This window comes from Sutcliffiella tianshenii (genome assembly GCF_016908565.1).
GTDB classification, from domain to species: domain Bacteria; phylum Bacillota; class Bacilli; order Bacillales; family Bacillaceae_I; genus Sutcliffiella_A; species Sutcliffiella_A tianshenii.
In genome coordinates this window covers 466,209-485,476 of sequence record NZ_JAFBED010000003.1, presented here as the reverse complement: position 1 = coordinate 485,476, position 19,268 = coordinate 466,209, and the positions used below count along the sequence as shown (strand labels likewise).

At 37.1% G+C, this 19,268-nt stretch carries 16 protein-coding genes; 12 read left to right on the top strand and 4 right to left on the bottom strand.

Annotated elements, in window-relative coordinates; genetic code table 11:
• Positions 1–338 precede the first annotated feature (338 nt).
• Together JOC95_RS21610 and JOC95_RS09305 are read left to right on the top strand one after the other, a co-directional pair.
• A complete protein-coding gene (locus tag JOC95_RS21610) occupies positions 339–2,234 on the top strand; it encodes an AIPR family protein (RefSeq protein ID WP_204415419.1) in 1,896 nt (631 codons plus the stop codon).
• Positions 2,235–2,710: 476 nt separating this feature from the next.
• Entirely contained in the window at positions 2,711–3,226 is a 516-nt protein-coding gene (locus JOC95_RS09305; RefSeq protein ID WP_204415417.1) for an HIRAN domain-containing protein, read from the top strand.
• A 343-nt stretch (positions 3,227–3,569) separates the two neighbouring features.
• On the opposite strand, the gene JOC95_RS09300 is transcribed toward JOC95_RS09305, so the two are convergent.
• Together JOC95_RS09300 and JOC95_RS09295 are read right to left on the bottom strand one after the other, a co-directional pair.
• Positions 3,570–4,067 carry a hypothetical protein gene (locus JOC95_RS09300; RefSeq protein WP_204415415.1) on the bottom strand — a complete coding sequence of 166 codons (498 nt, stop codon included), beginning with the start codon at positions 4,065–4,067 and terminating at the stop codon, positions 3,570–3,572.
• Positions 4,068–4,081: 14 nt separating this feature from the next.
• On the bottom strand, positions 4,082–4,627 hold the full coding sequence (locus JOC95_RS09295; RefSeq protein WP_204415413.1) for a DUF6155 family protein: 546 nt from the start codon (positions 4,625–4,627) through the stop codon (positions 4,082–4,084).
• 201 nt (positions 4,628–4,828) lie between these two features.
• Between JOC95_RS09295 and JOC95_RS09290 the strand changes: the two genes are divergently transcribed.
• Positions 4,829–5,698: an endonuclease/exonuclease/phosphatase family protein gene (locus JOC95_RS09290; RefSeq protein WP_204415411.1), complete on the top strand. Its 870-nt coding sequence runs from the start codon at positions 4,829–4,831 to the stop codon at positions 5,696–5,698.
• Positions 5,695–6,165, top strand: a complete 471-nt coding sequence (locus JOC95_RS09285; RefSeq protein ID WP_204415409.1) for a hypothetical protein — start codon at positions 5,695–5,697, stop codon at positions 6,163–6,165. Before JOC95_RS09290 ends, JOC95_RS09285 begins: the two co-directional genes overlap by 4 nt.
• A 241-nt stretch (positions 6,166–6,406) precedes the next feature.
• Here the strand turns inward: JOC95_RS09285 and JOC95_RS21385 are convergent, their stop codons facing one another.
• Both JOC95_RS21385 and JOC95_RS21380 read right to left on the bottom strand, forming a co-directional pair.
• Positions 6,407–7,813 carry a DEAD/DEAH box helicase family protein gene (locus JOC95_RS21385; RefSeq protein WP_338083077.1) on the bottom strand — a complete coding sequence of 469 codons (1,407 nt, stop codon included), beginning with the start codon at positions 7,811–7,813 and terminating at the stop codon, positions 6,407–6,409.
• Between the two features lie 59 nt (positions 7,814–7,872).
• Positions 7,873–8,730 (bottom strand): TOTE conflict system archaeo-eukaryotic primase domain-containing protein, encoded by an 858-nt coding sequence (locus tag JOC95_RS21380; RefSeq protein WP_239582796.1) that lies wholly within the window; start codon positions 8,728–8,730, stop codon positions 7,873–7,875.
• 153 nt (positions 8,731–8,883) lie between these two features.
• Between JOC95_RS21380 and JOC95_RS09275 the strand changes: the two genes are divergently transcribed.
• The 8 genes from JOC95_RS09275 (at position 8,884) to JOC95_RS09240 (ending at position 19,037) form a co-directional block, all read left to right on the top strand.
• Complete coding sequence (locus JOC95_RS09275; protein ID WP_204415407.1) at positions 8,884–9,048, top strand: hypothetical protein; 165 nt, start codon at positions 8,884–8,886, stop codon at positions 9,046–9,048.
• Between the two features lie 10 nt (positions 9,049–9,058).
• On the top strand, positions 9,059–9,190 hold the full coding sequence (locus tag JOC95_RS09270) for a hypothetical protein (protein WP_204415405.1): 132 nt from the start codon (positions 9,059–9,061) through the stop codon (positions 9,188–9,190).
• A gap of 670 nt (positions 9,191–9,860) precedes the next feature.
• Positions 9,861–10,373, top strand: coding sequence for a nuclease-related domain-containing protein (locus tag JOC95_RS09265; protein WP_204415403.1), 513 nt, complete (start codon positions 9,861–9,863; stop codon positions 10,371–10,373).
• A gap of 228 nt (positions 10,374–10,601) precedes the next feature.
• Positions 10,602–11,393 carry a hypothetical protein gene (locus tag JOC95_RS09260; RefSeq protein ID WP_204415400.1) on the top strand — a complete coding sequence of 264 codons (792 nt, stop codon included), beginning with the start codon at positions 10,602–10,604 and terminating at the stop codon, positions 11,391–11,393.
• A gap of 281 nt (positions 11,394–11,674) precedes the next feature.
• Positions 11,675–14,734, top strand: a complete 3,060-nt coding sequence (locus tag JOC95_RS09255) for a UvrD-helicase domain-containing protein (protein ID WP_204415398.1) — start codon at positions 11,675–11,677, stop codon at positions 14,732–14,734.
• 14 nt (positions 14,735–14,748) lie between these two features.
• Complete coding sequence (locus tag JOC95_RS09250) at positions 14,749–17,433, top strand: hypothetical protein (protein WP_204415396.1); 2,685 nt, start codon at positions 14,749–14,751, stop codon at positions 17,431–17,433.
• Positions 17,433–17,621, top strand: coding sequence for a hypothetical protein (locus JOC95_RS09245; RefSeq protein ID WP_204415394.1), 189 nt, complete (start codon positions 17,433–17,435; stop codon positions 17,619–17,621). The genes JOC95_RS09250 and JOC95_RS09245 overlap by 1 nt, the downstream gene beginning before the upstream one ends.
• 12 nt (positions 17,622–17,633) lie before the next feature.
• Positions 17,634–19,037: a UvrD-helicase domain-containing protein gene (locus tag JOC95_RS09240; RefSeq protein ID WP_204415392.1), complete on the top strand. Its 1,404-nt coding sequence runs from the start codon at positions 17,634–17,636 to the stop codon at positions 19,035–19,037.
• Positions 19,038–19,268: the final 231 nt, after the last annotated feature.

Sequence of the window (19,268 nt, the reverse complement as noted above, 5' to 3'; positions counted from 1 at the left end):
AGAGAAAACCACCCTCTCACCCACGGGTTGCTTTTCAATTCACGTCACAGTGACGCCTCGAATTTTACCGGAATTTCGTGAATCAGATTAGTTAGTCAGGGTTGAGGGGACAGGTGAAACGACCCGTTTATTCTTTGAAGCACAGATGGGTCGAGGTACCTCCACCCCATTTTACAAAATATTTTAATGAAAAGGGGCGATTTGATGATTATAGCTAGGATGCATTCTCTCTCTTTTTTTAAACGTTATTAACAATAAATTACAAATATTGTGCAGGATATTATGCCCAAATGGAGAAAAGGATAGAGAGCAATTATTAATGATAGGAGGGATTTAAGGTGCAACCAATACACTTAATTTCAAAAATCAGTTTAGAGGACTTTAAAAATGAATGGTTAATGGATGTAACCGAAGGTACACCATCGACAGTTACCTTAGGGAATAGGTTCGCCCAGAAAATAATTTCTCAATGGCTAGAACTAGATACATATTCAGATGATATTATTTTTTGTGATGGAACAGGTGATGGTGGTATAGATATTGCATATTTACATAAGGGGCAAAATAGTGACGAAGAGAACGAAGGGGATACTTGGTATATAGTTCAAAGTAAGTATGGTTCGGCTTTTCAGGGCACGCACACCTTGTTAGGTGAAGGAAAGAAGTTCTTTGATACAATGGAGGGACATAGAACAAGTCTGTCTTCTCTTTCTTCTGATGTTACAGATAGATTAAAAACATTTATAGCTAATTCATCTGAAAAAGACAAGTTAATTTTTGTTTTTGCAACAGTTGATTCAATGTCGATTGAGGACAAAAGAGCATTAGAGGATATAAAAATATTAGGTAAGAATAAAATCGGTCAAATATTTGATGTAGAGACAGTTTGTATAGAAACTATCTATAATAGATTAACTGAGCATGAAGAAAATAAAGAAGAGAAGTTAGGTGTTAATCTAGTAGGAAATCTAGTTCCTTCAGGTGATGAATTACTTGTTGGTTCAGTAAAGTTAATAGATTTATTTAACTTCCTTAAAGACTACAAAATGGTATCAGGAGATTTAGATTTAATTTATGAAAAGAATGTTCGGAAATTTTTAGGTAATAAGCGAAAGGTCAACAGGGGAATTGAAAAGACCTTATTAGAAAAACCTGAGAGATTTGGGTTGTATAACAATGGAATTACCATAGTAGTAAACGATTTTGATGAAAATGATGGGGTCTTTAAACTTAAGGAACCATTTATCGTAAATGGATGTCAAACAACAAAATCGATATGGAGTGTTTTGGTAAAGAAACTTGAAAGTGGTGGTACAGGATATAGTGAGGAGTTAGAAAATTACAAGAAAAAACTAGAAAAAGGAATTGTGGTATTAAAGGTAGTAAAGGTTGGGTCTCAAGGAGAAGATTTATTATATGAAACAACCAGATATACAAACAGTCAAAATGCTGTAACTGAAAAGGATTTCTTAGCATTAGAAAAAGATTTCAGAAATTGGGCAGACCAAATGGCATCTAAGTATAATATCTTCTTAGAGATTCAAAGGGGTGGCTGGGAATCTAGGAAAGCTTACCAAAAACAAAATCCACTAGCAAAACCTTTTTTTACTGAAAATGTAAATGCCTTTGATTTGATTAAAGTATACTCAGCAGGTTGGTTAGGAGAAGCTGGCTTAGCGTTTGGGAAAAATCCACCGTTCTCACCAGGTGGTTCTATCTTTAACAAAATTGTCAATGACACCGATTTCTCTTTGAATGATTTATATGCAGCCTATTTAGTGAGTAAACAAGCAGAAAAGTTTAAATTTGGTAAAGGTGCAGAAAAACAATCAAGAGGGCAAACTAGATACCTATACTTTATGGTGTTCATAGAACTATTAAAACATGTAATATTAAAAGCTGAATTAAGTGAATACTATAATGATAAGCATTATTATTCTAAATGCATTATCAACTTAAATAAGGCAGAAAACATGAATGCTTTTAAAGATTTACAGAGCAGTGCCATAGAGATAATTGATGAGTATATGGCAATGCAAGGAGATAATTCCTATACAAAAGAACCTAAGTTTAGAGGGGATATTAACTCATTCTTAAAGTGGGAACAATTAGGAACGGACGGCTCAACACCAATATTAAATGACTTAATTGGTATCAACAAGAGATTATTAACAAGAACACCTGAATATGACACATTAGTAAAGTGTGTAAAAAACGCAAAAAACATTGACTAAAATAATGGGTATCATCTTAAAACATAAGGTGATATCTTTTTATTGTGATATATTCAGATTAGAAATTTGAAGACTTAATTAGACAACCGCTTTGGAAATTTATGGATCTCTGAGAACCGAACCAAACATACTGCAAAAATTTCAAAGAAAAATTGTAGAGTTTGATAGTAGCTATTTCAAGCAGTACTGTGAAAGTTTACCAATAATTTCAGAGGTGAGAAAAAAGTTTCTCGTTCAATATATATCTTACAGACAACAAATAATAGAAAAACTGAAAGGAGAGTAAATCTTTGAAAACTATAAAATCACTTTTATTAGTTTGGAAAAACAAGAAAAATGATACGTATTATCATATCGGAACCTTGTCTTTTGATGGAGTCATATACACTTTTGAATATTCATTCAAAAGTGACTCTACTCGAAATGTATAGGCAGCAATCGAAAGTGGATATTCTCATCTTCCTGCTTTTCCAATATTGGATAAGATTTATAAGTCGGACCATCTGTTTGAATCCTTTAATCGTCGCATCCCAGACCGGTCACGAATTGGATATGAAGATTTTATTCAGGAATTTAATTTGTCCGATCGTGCAGATCGTATGGATATTCTGCAGGCTACCCGTGGTGCATTGGCTAATGATCCTTATACATTCGAACAACCGTTACGGTTAAACGAGGAAACATTACGTGCCACGTTTTATGTGAATGGTATGCGCCACCGCGAATCTATCCGAGATTCATGGATGTATGAAGTGGCACCAGGAGATGTTTTGCATCTGGAGTTAGAACCCAAGAATAATGCAGACCCATTTGCAGTAAAAATATTAACATCCAATGACATGCATTTAGGCTATGTACCTGGAATTTATAATCAAGCTTTGCACGCCTTGCTAAAGCGCGATGTACCACTTACATTACTTGTCCGGAAAGTACGTCCCGCTTTTTCACCACAATGGTGGGAGAAGTACAGTTTGAAGCCAAAGTCACCGTAAGTGATACAGATTTGTTGAAGAAATCAAATTTAGATCACCTGCTTTATCGAGAGTCAGCGTGATACTAAGGGTATAGAAGCGCCTGGATTAAATAGAAATTAATCAGGAAACAAGTAGAGGTTAATATTTCTACCTGTTTTTTTGTTAGGTGGACAAAGGGCAACAGCTGAATTTATATTTAGAAGACACATTCGGTATAGCTATCATACTCACCATCAAGGGTATTCACCCGTCCCGCTACCGTAAACATAACATCAGGTTACATCTTTATAAAATTCCTTCAAACCCATGAGGCAACTGCCAGGCAAATAGTTCACTTCCATTGTTGAAATTAAACCCCATATTAATAGAGGAGGGGAGATTCAGTCAAATGGTTACCCCATTGTAACTCAAACTTTAAAGCAATTAGAAAAAGCTTTTTTTCCTTCTCTGCTTGATAGGGCATCATTTCTATTGGTAATTCCAAGTGCTCAAACTCTTGAATAAGGAAATCATGGCCAAGATCTGGAGGATTGTTGCCCATAGAGTCATCTAACTTATGATAATATCTTTTGTACAACGCATCATAAAACTCCGAAGTTTCAGGAACATTCGTGGCAATGGTGAAATTAGCTATATGTTCTTCTTTATAAATGAAGATAGTTGATGAACCTATTTCACCTTTAGTGATATAAAAATCTCCTTGGAATTGGAACACAAAATAACTATTAGTTTCAAAGTACAGGGGGGAGCATCTTTTTAATGCTTTAAAATAATAATTTCTTGCTTTGTCAGATGCGGATTGCTTTTCTCTGGATAAAACAGAACCTTTATTACCGCTTTTTCTATTGCGCTTCCCCACACTCACCGCTCCTGTTATTCATCCTCATCGTCTACTTCGATGTGGCTATAATAAATATCACACAAGCATTCATGATAATCCCACCCTGTATCTTTTGACTGATCTAGGATTTCAAGTAGTCTAGCATTATATTTATTAAGAAGAAATTCATTAATGCTGCATTCAATTACCACTGCTTGGAACATAGTAAGCATACTCTCATAAAACTGTTCATGAATATCTCCATAAGTATTCGTAAATTCAGTTCCATACTCTACATAAATAATCCTTAAAGCAAGTGTTCCATCTTCATCATTAGTAATTTTTTTATAGTCCTGGATAGCTTTTCTGGCAACACCAAGTCTCAATCTACCATGGCCTCTACTAGGAAAAAACTCATGCATTATTTTCTTGGCAGCTGCTTCAAACAACTCCTTTAAAGCCTCATCCCCACCATATTTAACAGCAAAGTATTCTTTTACTTCCTTACTATTCTTGTACAGTTCACTAATGATAGCGATTAATTCCTTTTGTGAAAGATCCTTTAATTCTTTTTTGATATCTGATAATTTAACGTTCATTAACAGTTTCCGCCTCACTTAAAAGTTTTCTGTGTCTCTTCGGTTATGCATTATTCTAAAAGAAAAATTATGAAAAGTCATCCTAGTCTATAATTGTTAAGAGAATGATGAAAGTTAGAAAAAGAATAAGCTATTCTCCTGATAAATTTCTAATATTCAGTTATAATGGTATAAATAGAAAAAAGGGTAAGTGGGAGATTTATGATTGAATTAAAAGTATTGTTTTGGAATTTAGGTGGAAATACTAGAAATAAGGATTATAAACCTGGAATAGAGGCAATAAAAGAATTAACCGAAAGAGATAGTTTTGATGTAATCCTTTTAGCAGAATGTAATGAACAAGCTCGCTTGAATATATATTCAGAATTGAATAAAATAAGTTCAACTTATGTAAATGGGTCAACAATTGGATCGAAATTAGCGGTTTTTCATAAGTTATCTCAAGGTCAAAAGCCAATCCAAGTTTTTCATTCACAAAGATATAGCTTTTTTCATTATATGGACACCTTGGTAGTTGGTGTGCATCTACAATCCAGATATCCCAATTCAAATGGAGTAAAGTTGTATAAAAAAGCTGCAGAGGTTAAAACTGAAATAGTGGAAATTGCTGATAAATACTCCACAAAAAATATTATCATTGTTGGAGATTTTAATTTAGATCCATTTGAGCATGGTATGACTGCCATGGATGGGTTCAATGCTTCATTTTCACCAATTGTAGCAAAGCGAAGACCGATATTGAGGTTGTATGCAAAAAAATACTTGTTTAAACATCCCTACTTTTTTAATCCATCATGGCATTTACATGGACATTTTGGGAATAGAGTTCAAGGAACATACTATAAAACCGATTCTGAATATAGAGTCCAGTTTCATATGCTAGACCAAGTAATTGTTACCAAGAATTTTTTACCTCCTGTATTTAATATGGATTATTTCACCATTATTAGTGGCTATACAAATTTAAAAGGTGAACAAAAAGAATTGTTTAATAAAAATGGAGCCCCTAATATAAACTACTCAGATCATTTTCCAATTAAATTCGAAGTAAAGAAGGTGACCTCAAAATGAGATTGAAAAATAAAAGTAAATTGAAAAGGGAACCGAAAAGAGCCAGAAAAACCGCTAACAATTTTCATTCCAGACCGTGGATGAATGATAAATTGGAAAATATATATGCTCCGCAACGTTTGAATTACTCTTATGATGATTACATTAAAAAAATTGAAATTAATAAAGAACTTCCTGAAATTCTCAATAGAGTAAAAGGATATTATCTTGAGAATCAAAATTATGAGAAAGTTGAGATACAAGAGAACGTATCTGGGTCTAAGAGACAGTTGAAGTTCAATGTATATCAAAAGGATGGCAAAAATTTATCGCTTTTTAAAATTGCGTTCTCTCCAAATAAAGTAACACCAGTTGAGATCGTTACTGTTGAAGAGGATTTGGAATATGAGGATATTTCCAAAATCGAGCATGACTTAAAGAGCATTGTAAAAAATCGCATTCAGCTCCTAAATGAATTTTATCAATAAATAATAAATATAATACCAAAATCCAAAGAGTAACGGCTATGGAAATCCTCAATTAACAAAATTAATCCCTATAAATTAGAAAGTCACCTTTTTCTTGGAAGGTGACTTTCTTTATCTATAAATCCTAACCGACAAATGCCTCCCTCTCCCCGTTCGCCAGCGAGATGATTGTGATCTAGCTAGATAGCCTACTAAATTTTTCAACCTATGAAATTCTTAGTAGAAGAAGTTAGTGAATTTCTCAAAACAACCTCATCTGCTCATTACCTTTCTCCTTTTCCCCGTCCATAACATATCCCATCATCCTATATCCACTCTGTCTTTTTACAAACATCCTCTCAAGCATAGGAACCCGCTTGTCCACATAATCATATACCTGTACTTCCTGCTTATTGTCATGCAATCGATGCAGGCGTCCGACATATTGCTGCAGGGTACCTTTCCATGATATCGGCATGGCTAGGAAAAGAGTATCTAGCCTTGCGTCCTCGAAGCCTTCTCCAATGTATTTTCCGGTAGCGATTACAAGCCGTTCTTCGGAGTCAGGTGTGTTTACCAATCTTTTTAGCTCATTCATTCTCTCTTTTTTAGATAGTTTACCCGAGAGTGTTATGATATTTTTGGCAAATCCTTTGAACATGTCCTGCAGGTGTTCCAAATGCTCGATTCTTTCGGTTAGGATGAGTGGGGAACGTCCGGCTTCTAGTGCCATTAAAACATCATTGAATAGTTGTTGGTTTCTTTTTTCATCCTTTGACAACAAGCGGTATAATTCCTGGATCTGTTCTGATTTTGAGGTGAATCCAGTATTTCTTATTATAAGCTTGTGGACAAATGGCCTTGTCTTTGCTTGGTTTCTGGCATCAACTTTGTAGCGAACAGGTCCGCATTGCATAAAGATAATCGGGTGAAGGCCGTCTTTTCTAACTGGCGTAGCTGTCAGTCCGTATACATATTTGGCACGTACATGTTTTAGTACATTTTCAAAAGTATAGGCTGATATGTGGTGACATTCATCTACAATGATCTGACCATATTGTGTAATGAAGCTTTTTACTTCTCCTTTTAAACTAAGGCTTTGGAGCGTGACGACATCAATTTTTCCAGTGATTTTCTTTTTCCCACCGCCTACCGCACCAATATCCTCTTTAACTAGACTTAAAAAGGAATTTAGCTGATTAATCCATTGTTCTTGTAGTTGAATCTTATCTACAATAATTAGAGTATTCACTTTGCGTTCAGCTATTAGGGCGGCAGCGACAACTGTCTTGCCGAAGCCTGTAGTGGCAGATAGGACACCACAATCATTCACTGTCAGCTGGGAAACAGCATCTACTTGTTGAGAAGTTAACTTGCCTTTGAAATTAACATCCAGTGCTTCTCCCTCATAGACTTCATCCTTAAATGTAGCCTCAATGCCAGAATCTTTGAGTAAAGCTACGAGTTCATCCTTACATCCGCGAGGGAGAATCAAATGTTCAGAATCGCTAGATGTACAGTTTATCGTTCGTGGGATGCCAGCTGTAGATATCCTTTTTGACTGGGCTTTATAGTATTCAGGGTTTTTAAAAGTAGCGAGTTCTGTCAATTTTTCAGATAGAGTAGAAGGAAGTAGCTTTTTCTTGATATGGAGACCATTTTTTATCACAATCATTAATTTTTGAGGCAAAACTGCAGCATATGGTACTGTTTCATCTGCACTAGGATCTAATTTCTTAATAATTTGGTGGACATCTTTTTTACCAAGCCTTTTACAGTCGATAAGTATATCCACTGATCTGGATAGGGAGTAAAACTATCATCTACAAACAAGCTGTTGCCATTCACACCAGCCTGTCGTTGCAACGGAAGGGCCATTAGATTGCCAAAACCACCTTTAGGCAGAGCGTCTTGATTTGGAAACATCCGATCAAAAGAATTCATCCCAACCTCATGACGAACCTCCAATGTCTTCGACAGCAACATATACCCCAACCTCCGTGCAAGAGGGGCTTCCATTCTTTCAGAAAAGAAAAACCATACATGCGCACCGTTCCCTGACCTAGATCTCTCTACACTATAAGGAACTTCATGCTCCCTACAAACCTGAGCAAAAGCCAAAACATCCTTTTGCCAATTCTGCTTGTCAAAGTCGATAGCAAGGAATGAACAGGTATCATTATTCTGCATGGGATATAAGCCGATACTATGTGTCCCCTTAAGGTGGTATTCAATGACTTTATCCGTAAGGGGTAATAGAGTACGATGTTGACATTCCGAACATTTAATCTTTGGCTTCTGGCAGATAGGTCGGTCCCATTCATGTGCACATGCCGGCAAATAACCAGACCTTCCATCCTGTGCTTCCCAGTGGAGTGCGTAAGCATCATCCCGCTCTTTAAATAGGCTTCTATAAAGCTTGATTTTTGTGTGGAGTGGGGAGTGCTTTGTCACTATATCAGGAGACCCGTTATTAAATTTTTCACGTTGAAGAAGACTGGTGATCTGTTGTTTAAGGTAAGTATTTTCTTTGCTTAGTCGGTTGCACTCCGCAATCCAGTCTTCAAGAGTTTTATTATTGTTCATAGGAAACCCTCAATATCGTAGTAATTTGCTTCTATTGTACGAAATTTTGGTTGAATAAGATATGTATATTAGTTAACCGTGGCTGTCTTTGATAAGTTATTACTATTCATTTTTCCCATCATAATTTACAGGTAAACGTGGTTTGGATTATCATTGAGTAGCGAAGAAATTCAGCGAATTGAGGATTACTATAGTTTGCAATTGGGGATAAATCAAACTTTAATAGAAATAGCACAGTTAAATGCATTTGATTATGGAGAGGAGTTTGAAACCCATCTTGATGCACTTTCTCAATCAACTGTCATTTTAACTTATTAAAGAGGACAGCATGATCGTGCCAATATTCATGGATGAAAGACAATTACTAGTCGTATTGAAAAATAAAAATGGAGAGTTGCTAGAAGTGGATGCAGTTCACATTACTAACCTAATCTATCTCTACTATACCCTTACTATTTAACAAGGTATAATGAGAAAAAGACCACTTCACGAAGGAGGGTTTTTAAAAGTTCGTTATTGATAAAAACAAGACAAAAGACGAGAAGAAAAAAGCAAAGTATGTAACAGTTAATGGGAAAAAGGTGGCGGTATCAACAACGACTACCCATTTGACCCACTTGTCATCTCAATCTACCAGTAAAATGTCACGAAACGTGCAAGAGTTAAATAGAAAAGTGTTACAGTTCATTAATAACCAATAGAATAGTCGAGCAAGGTACAGTCTATGTATCTTGCTTTTTCTTTTTATATGTATATTCCCAGGTTTCTTGGTAAGGATGGTTAATACCAAGGAGAGGAAAGAAGGGATATCATATGGACAAGCCTAAAAAAAGAAAGCGACCCGAAAAAACTGACCAGATTAAAAGGGGAAACCAAAATGGAGAAAAAGAACAAAGAAGCTTTAAAGATTATTAAGTCTATCAAAGGTATGTTTGGGTGAGCGTAATATGAAGCGTAGGGAAGATTTGGAGTGTTCGTAAATCAAAAAATGAATATTTTTTCATGTGAAAATAATAGAAAATTAATTTAGAAGCATCGGGACCGTTCCGATGCTTATTTTTGTAACTTTATGTAAATTAACTGCACCTTTTGCTATAATAAAAGTAATATTTTGTCGGTAGGTGAAAAGGATGGCCATTACGGTTCCGGAGACGATTAGGAGTAGTGCGACTTCTGGCGAACGGATTTTGTTTCGCACTTTGAAGGATTATTTGCCGGATGATTATATTGTGTATTATGAACCGGAGATACAGGGAACTTGGCCGGATTTTGTGATTATTGGTCCTGATTTAGGGTTGATTGATCTTGAGGTGAAGGGTTATACGAGAAATACACTGTATCAGTTAAATAAGGACGAGTGGACGATAAGGGATTCTAGTGGGGATTTACATAGTGTGAAAAGTCCGCTTAAACAGGCGAGAGATTATGTGTTTAAGATAAAAGATGTCTTGAAGAAGGATAAAAGCCTTATTCAAACCGAGGGGAAGCATCAAGTCATATTGAATTTCTCTTATGGATCTGGTGTTGTTACGAGGCAGTTTCAAAAGCAGGTTTTGGAGGATGGCATCTATTCCATCAGTAATCCGAACAGCATGTCAACACGTGAAGAGATGAATCTTGATTATGGGGAGTTCTCTGAGTAAGTGCTGGTAGTTGTGAAAATATGAACGTACAGGTCCCACAATTCATTTTGCATACTACCATTCAGAGCAAGTTAAAACAAGGTTGAACCAGGTATTTATCAAAGGGCAAGCAAACATGAGTAGCGTTATTTAGATTCACCTAATAGGGGAGATTGTACGTATATACTGAGTGGGGAAATGCTAGGCAAATGATTCTTTCTTTCAATAATTATAAAAAGGACGGCTCATATGAAATGTAGATGTTTAATACCTTCAGATTATCCAAATGGCTATTGTAGTAATTGTGGAGGCTATCAAAAGTTTGTTCATCCTAATAGGGAACAAGAGAGAGTGGTCTTCAATGAAAATTTTAAAGTAGGTACTATCATATATGATAAAGGTAAGCAAAGGATGGGGGAAATTTGTTCATATTCAAAAAGTGAACTTAATATACAATATTTTTATAAAAACGAAAAGGCATTTAAAGAGACTTTAGATACATCTGATTTACTAGAGGTTATTTATCCCTCAAATAAATCTAAATTCAGCGAGGATTTTAAAAAAGGTGCGATAGTTGAGTTTTTAAACTTATTTTACATTCAAGGACATTTCAACAAAAATTATGGTGAGATTATTGATGTCAGTAAAGATGGAAAAAGCATTACCATAGATTGGGGTTTGTATGGGGGAAAGGATACAATTGAATATAAAAATTCTGAGATTATAGTTAAATTAGCTTATAAAGACGACGAAGCAATATTTAACGATAGTTTTAAAACTGATCACCTGGTAAGAGCTCGAGTCCCAAACATTGATTTTAATTGTGAAATAATAAATGTAACAAAAAATAGAAAGTTTATTACAGTATTAAATAACTTATATGAATTTTATGAAGAAGTCTCTTTTATAAATAATATAAGATTTTATGATTTTGAAGTTATTGGTAAAGGAAAGGCTGATTCACCACCCTTACATTATGATTATGATTACGATGATGAGCCCTATGAAGAAGATTTTTATGAAGAAGAGGATTATTATTAACACTATAAGGCTAATTATTCAGAGACACTCTAAATGGGTGTCTTTTTTTTCGGGGCAAATAGGGAGGATATTAAAACAATATGCCTTCTAAGAATCTAAACTGACACTAATGCTATAAGTAAGTCATTAATTAGTCAGGATTATTGGAGATTTATAGTCTTGGCACTTCTGGGGTGAATAAGTCCATATTGAGCTACACTCTTTCCTTTTTCTGAAAAACAACCAAATTTCTTTATTGTTTTGATATAATTATGTCGAATACTGGAATTTTACAGAAGTTGGTGAATGTTGTGTTAGGAAAGTTTATTTCAACCAATGTTAAGGATAAAAAAGGAAGCAAGGCGGAAAGTATCGTTTGGGATGCAGTTAAGGATGCTTTTTACAGCCGTGAATGCATTGCATATTTGAATTATCCTATTTTTTCTCCTGATTTTAATAGCCGGAAAGAACCGGATATCTTTATATTGGATAAAGAATTAGGAGCTATCATCATAGAGGTAAAAGGTTTAAAGATTGATAATATTGTAGCCATTCAAGGCCATAAGTGGCTTTACAAGGATTTTTATATGGAAGAAGGCAACCCGTATCAGCAGGCTGAGCAGCAAATGTATAGCCTGGTCGATCAGTTGAAAGGGCAAGAAGGGATTGATCCGGATTTTACAAAAAGGATTGTTGTTGCCCTTCCTTATATTACACGAGCGGAATGGGAAGCGAGGGGGTTCCACCTACTGCCTAGTGCCCCAAAGGTCCTATTAAGGGATGAACTCACCAGTAAGGGTGTCCTTGATACGATAATTTCTACGTATTTATCAAAATCTTCCACCCTGATGAGTGTGAAAGGATGGGAATCGATGATCGGGTTGATTTCCGGCGGTGCAGAGATGGAAGAAGATTCGGATGGATTTTTAGTCAAGTACTCCTATTTATATATCGCGTCGACTAAAGAGAGGCTTTGGGATGATATTGCTTACATGAAATCCTTGTTGGAAAAAGGGAAGAAGGTCATTATCCTTGCACCTTTCGAGAAAGAGATTACATGGTTTCCTGTTGAATTCTTTTCCAAATATGAAAAGGCATATTTGTTTCAATACTATTTGTCAAAACAGGGATTTAAAATCGATGAACCGTTGGTGGTTGTCGATGGTGAAAGTGTGGATGGCTTGTTTGCTGAAAAATGGTTCAAATTATTTCCATCCTTCAATAAAGGGCAATATCTGATAGAACATGCATCAGTGGACACCAATCTGTCAATCACTGCCGGGGCCGGTACAGGTAAGACGACTGTGATGATTCAAAGAATCATGTTCCTTATATCCATGAGGCCGGATTTATCCCTCAAAGATATTGTCATGATTACATTTACGCGGGATTCTGCGCAAGAAATGAAAAAAAGGTTAAAGGATGAGCTTCTATCACGATATCATGTTACCAATAGACCTGACTATCTGGAATATGCAGAAGAGCTAAAGGAGATGAATGTCAGTACCATTCATTCCTTTGCCAAATCCTTGATTCAAGAACTGGGATTTGTATTGGGATTCGGCAGGAATGTAAGGCTGAGGAGCTACACCATGAAGCGCCGGGAAATCGTTGAATCGGTCCTCAACGAATATGTAGGGAACATACCGATGGAGGACTTGGGTTTTGATGGATTCCGTCATTATGAGCTCGTGAAGATCATCGAAGGATTCTGGGATGAAATTGAACGAAAGGGTTTGAATGAAAATCAAATCCAGTCTCTTCAATGGGGGGATGCAAATTCTGAGCAAGACCAGAAATTCAATGAGTTATTCAAATATGTGTTTCCACGGGCAGAAGACTATTTTGATCGTTTGAAGAAAGAAGAAAATTCGATCACGATAGGGGACCTTGTCAGGAAAATAAGTCAAATCAGCATAGAGAAGGCGGATGCGTTACATGAATTGTCTTCAAAGATGAAATATCTTTTCGTGGATGAGTTTCAGGACAGTGATGACGTACAGATCAAGCTGGTCGCCCAGATAGCGCACATATTAAATACGAGGCTTTTCGTTGTAGGGGATATCAAGCAATCCATCTATCGATTCAGGGGAGCCGATTATACTGCATTTGAACAATTACAAAAGCAGGTGGAAGATGGTTTCCATGAAGAGCCGTTACAGATAAACTACCGGACATCAAAAGGAATATTGGATACGATCGATGGTATGTTCAAGCATTGGGCATCAGCTGATCATTTGAATTACAAAGAAAAAGATAGGCTCATAGGCAATGAGGATCCCACTTTCGGCAGCAATGAATTTAAGTTGTATAAATATAATAAATGGGCAGATGAACTGAACGGGAAGTTGATGAAGGAAATCCATCATGCCCAGGAACTCATCAAACAGCAATCCCCAAAGCCGAAAAAGAAAAGAATCGCACTGTTGGTCAGGACTAATAACCAAGCAAAAAAATTGCACAAATGGTGTGAGGATCATGGTATTGTCACAGAAATGAATTTGGGTGGCACTTTTTTCAATAGTCGTGCCGTGAAGGACTTTTATGCCCTTTTAGAAGCGCTATTGTATCCAGGCTATTCAAAAAGTGTCCTCAATGCACTGGCAACTCCGTTTTTTGATGCTGATGTGTTACTGGATTACCTTGTCCCTCTCGAGGGGGATAATAAAAGGATCCTGGAGTATTTAAGAAAAGAGCACGGCTTGAAAGAAGAGTTTGAGGACTATGTAAATCAACTGAGAATCAAACCTGTGTTTGCTGTCATCAGGCATTTTTTATCAAAGGATATACAACAAAGGCTATACTCAAGCGAACTTAGTCGTTTTGAGGAAGGGCCCAACGAGACCGAAAAGGTAAAAATCAAGCAAGATGTAAAGCAATATCAAAAAAACCTGAATCATATGATGAACTTGCTGCACCAACAATTCGATAGCACGAATGCCACTTTATATGGGATGTATAGTTGGTTGGGCTTGAATATTAAAACCAATCGTAATGAGGACGAACCACGGATCGATAAAGTGGATAGTGAAGAAATCATAGAAATCGTCACTGTCCACAAATCAAAAGGACTGGAGTACCATACAGTCATCATTCCTTTCACAGATCAAATCTTTGATTTTGAACGGGACGAGATGCTATTTGATGACGAACGGAAAGAGGTAGGGTGGTTCATCAAGAAGAATGCCAGTAGCAATCAGAACCACAATAAGTTGGACGATATGGAATCAACAGAAATCATCAAAGAAGAAACAAGGTTGTTATACGTTGCAATGACACGTTGTAGGGAAAGGCTCCTTATTTTTGTTCCCGATAAACCTTTGGATCAGACATGGTCGATGCAGCTGGGCAAGTTTTATTAGGGAGGAGCAATGATATGAATTGTAAGGTACTTACCTACAACCATCCAAGAAAATTAGAAGAACTGGATACTTTCAAAGGATATGTGAATTGCCTGCACATCTGTGCAACGAAGAATATGAGGGATGGCGTTTTTGAACGTTATCAAAAAGGGCCGGAAAAACCTTACATCACAGCGCCGGTAATCACTTCCATCACTTTTATCAAAGCTCTATTCCCAAGTTGGTATAGTTCCGAGACGAAGTTGAAACAATACCTTATCTTGTCTGAAGCGTTGAATAATAATATTGCTAGGGACTCGGAGTATTACACTTCTTTTAGACGCAACCAGATCGAGGTGCTGGATACAATCCGATTATTGGAATTGTCAGGGATCAAACCGGATGATTTTGATGAGGAATGGAATTTATCCGATAAAGAAAAGATTTTCATCAAGGTATGGAGGGGGATGGAGAATCATGATGATTTCCGACAAATCAGAAGGGTTTTCTCTTCTCCAATCCAAATACATGAGGAAAAACTCAAAGAATCCCTATTTTCATTGATTGAACAAGAGTATGGGGTAGAAGATAGAGAACTTATCAATAGAAGGATTTCCTTTGATACCCTTGTATTGCATGGGTTTTACTTCTTGACATCCGAACAGCAGCGGATATTTCAATTACTGAAGAAAGCGGGAGTCAACATCATCTTCCTTAATTTATATGACGAACGCTATCCAGGTACATTTTCTTTCATTTCCGACTTCATCAGCAAAAGGCATGGCTGGATTGATAAGGATGCTTGGGAAATAGGTGGGTCATACCTTGGGGATACGACGATTGCAGATAAGTTCTTATCGGATTTTGAAGGGATATCCGTTGATGGATATAGCAAGCAAGAGATGCTCGTGACCGACTATGAAGATTTTTACTCATTCTTATCTGATTTCGAAGATAACCAATTGGGAGAAGAGATGAAAAAGACATTCATCGCCCCGAATGCCCAGGCTCTTAATGAACGATTGCTTGAATACTATCCGGAACTATTCAAGAAAAAGAGGCGTTTTCTCTCGTATCCCATCGGTCAGTTCATGTTTCACCTACACCAGATGTGGGATGAACGGAAGAAGTGCCTGAAAATCACAGAGGGTGGAATATTCGAATGCTTTTCTTCGGGGTGGCTCCATGACAAGGAAAGGGATGAAAATGCCAGGGACTTCACAAAAGACCTGCGTGACTTACTTCCGTTCTTCAAAGGTTGCGAAACCATCGGTGAGTGGATGGAAAGGGCAGCTTTACTGAATGATATCCAAAAGGAGGCATTATCTTCTTTTAATATGGGGAACGACAACCGCTTCCATAAAATGATGGATAGCCCTTTTAGACGGATTTCCCATTTCTCACTCGAAGAACAGGAAGTCACACAGGTCCTTAGGTTCATTAAGCAATTATTCGAAGTTGCCGGAGCGCTTTTCGGGAATGGTGAGAATAGAATCTCATTGACCGAACACTTCAAAAAATTAAGGCATCTTGTATTCGACTCCAATCCTCATTTGGAGAAAGAAATCCAACAGGAAGAACGCACTTTGATTGAAGAGCTGAAGCAGACATTGCAAGCTGCTCCGACAGTGGAGATGTTTCATATAGACGATATCAGTACGGCGATAAGTTTATATCTATCCGGGAACCTGGAAGGTGACCCAAATAAGGATATGATTATCCGTCCCTTCATTGAGATGGATGGTGAAGCATTCAAAGATAATAAAATCACGCATGTAACGGGTCTTGATGAAAATAGTTTACCATATAATGAATATCAGCTTCCATGGCCATTACAAGAACGGACATTCCGTTCATTGGCGGAAAGGAATATCCCGCTTTCCTTTCAATCCTTACGAAATCGCCATGTGAAAGGCATTACAAGATATTTAATGTATAATCTCTTTCAATTTTCAAATGCAATAGAACTATCCTGGATGGTTCAATATGAAGATAAGGACAATTTGGATAAAGCCATCTATCTTGATCAGTTGGGATTGGTCCCCAACAAAGAAAATGATTCACTGAAAGAGGATTTATTGGATGAGCCGTTGGTAAGGTCGGTGAGCAAGGGAGAGTTGGATTCATTCCTGGCGTATCCTATAGATGCTTTGGCGGAATTTGAGTTCTGCCCACGCCGTTTTTACTACAGTTACATTACAGAGGAATATAGTTCGTTTGATAGTGAGTTCATACATGAATTCATGTATGGGAACCTTTTGAAGTCTGTCCAGGCACTTATTGGAAGGCAAGGTACCGAAGAGATGGTGAAGAAAGAGGTGGATAAGCTATTCCCTTACTGGACTGATTTCAAGCGCAACCTCATGGCAGATGAAAATCTACGTTATTCACATTGGGCGAGAAAGCACTACGGTGGACACATCCCATACGGTAAAGAAAATGAATATAGTGACCTCCGAAAATTATTTTTATTCCCGGCCCTTCAGAATCAACATGGAGATGACGATAGTAAAAAGACCGCAAATAGGATCCGAGATTTGTATGATAAGCCGGAAACCATCATACCAGATTTAAGGGAAGAATTTGAATACCAATTGAACAACCATCCGATTCAAATGGAAGCAAAGCCAAGTATGAAGTGTCGTTTCTGTCCACATAACGCCTTTTGCCCCGAAGCATATCATCCAGTGGATGATGAAGAAAGGAGAAAATCCAGCTGATGAGCATTTGGAGTAGGGTAGCTAGTGAATGGTGTATCAAAAATAAGATAGATAGGGAGAAAATCAATACGACCATTGAATATCAATTGGATAAAGTCCATTCGGTGATAAAGGAAAGTAAAGGTGTCCCTTCAGCTATGGATGCAATCAATTCAGACGATGACGATGATGACGATGATTTTTGGTAAGGAGTATGGAATATGTCTATTGAAGCAATCGAACATGAATTAACAGAGAAGCAACAGGAAGTCGTGGATTATGATGGGGAAGAGCTCCTTATAAAAGGCATTGCCGGGAGTGGGAAGACCACTGTACTTCTAAATAAAGCAAGAAAAATGATTAAGAAGGATCCAAGTATAAGGATTGGGCTTTTCACTTATAATAAAACGCTCAGTACCTATGCTAAATATATCGCCGATCAAATAGGACCTGACAATCTTTATGTCTATAACTTTCACAGTTGGGCATTCCAGCCGCTAAGGCAGGCTGGGAAGATGAAGTGGGTCAAAGTGGCAAATACAAAGGATAGAAAAAATTACCTTCAACAGTCTATAAAAGAGTGCTCATCCAAGAAACACCGCTTTGCAAAAGAAGATAAGTTCCACGATTTCCTATTGGAAGAAATCTCTTGGATAAAAGGAAAGGCAATCATTACATCTTCAGACTATATGGAGGCTTCACGTACTGGACGCGGGGGCGATGTCCGTGTAACCAAAAAGGATCGGGAGGTCCTCTTCAGTATTTATGAAGGATATGAAACTGCCAAGAAAATAGATGGAAAAGTTGACTACGATGATTATGGATTGACCATTTATCAGAATAAAGCAAAGCTGAGTGATCAATATAAGTTTGATTGTGTCATGGTTGACGAGGCTCAAGACCTACAACAAATCCAGCTGATGTTACTCCGTTATATCGCAAAGGAAAGGTTTGTCGTCGCAGCCGATAAAGGACAGAAAATCTACAAGACATCGTTTTCCTGGAAGGAAATCGGAATCAACATCTTGGGGGGGCGTACCAAGGTCCTGCAGAATTCATTCCGATCGACCAGGCAAATCATCCAGATGGCCCATAGTTTACAGCAGCACGACTCCATCATAAACGACGAAGAATATGTCCAACCTGTTTTGCCGGAATATACAGGGCCGATGCCAGACGTGTTTGAATGTGGTGGCAAGAAGGAACATGATGCCGCCGTCATTGAAACCATCAAAAAGTTGCAAAAGGATAATCCCGAAAAAACCATAGGGATACTTTCCAAGGAATGGAGATCGACTAAACGATTTTATTATAGCTTACAAGCAGAGGGAATCCCGCATGAATTCATCGAAAAGGAAAAAGGTAATGTTCATACACCGGGTGTGAAACTTACCACTTTCCATTCGGCAAAAGGCCTTGAGTTTGACTATGTAATCATCATAGACCTCATTGATGAATTAACGGATAAAGAAATACAGGATGATGAATACATGGAAGTGGAACGAAGATTGCTGTACGTTTCAATCACCAGGGCAAAGACTTATTTACAGTTGTATTACTATGGTAAGCCTTCTGTGTTGATTGGTGAAATCGATGAGCAGTTCTATAACAAGCATATTATTTAATTCATAAATCCCTCTTATGAAAAGGCTCCCTTAAAACTGGGAGCCTTTTTCCATACTATCCATCCTTTCAAAATCTACCTATATAAAGACCATAACTATTTCTGTTATAATAAATGGTTGTAACATATAAATATTTTGCTATTTTTTTTATAATTGCTAGTTAAATAGTTGATCTTTTGGACAACTTTTATTATAATGAACATAAGCTAATAACCGAAAGGATGTTCGGTC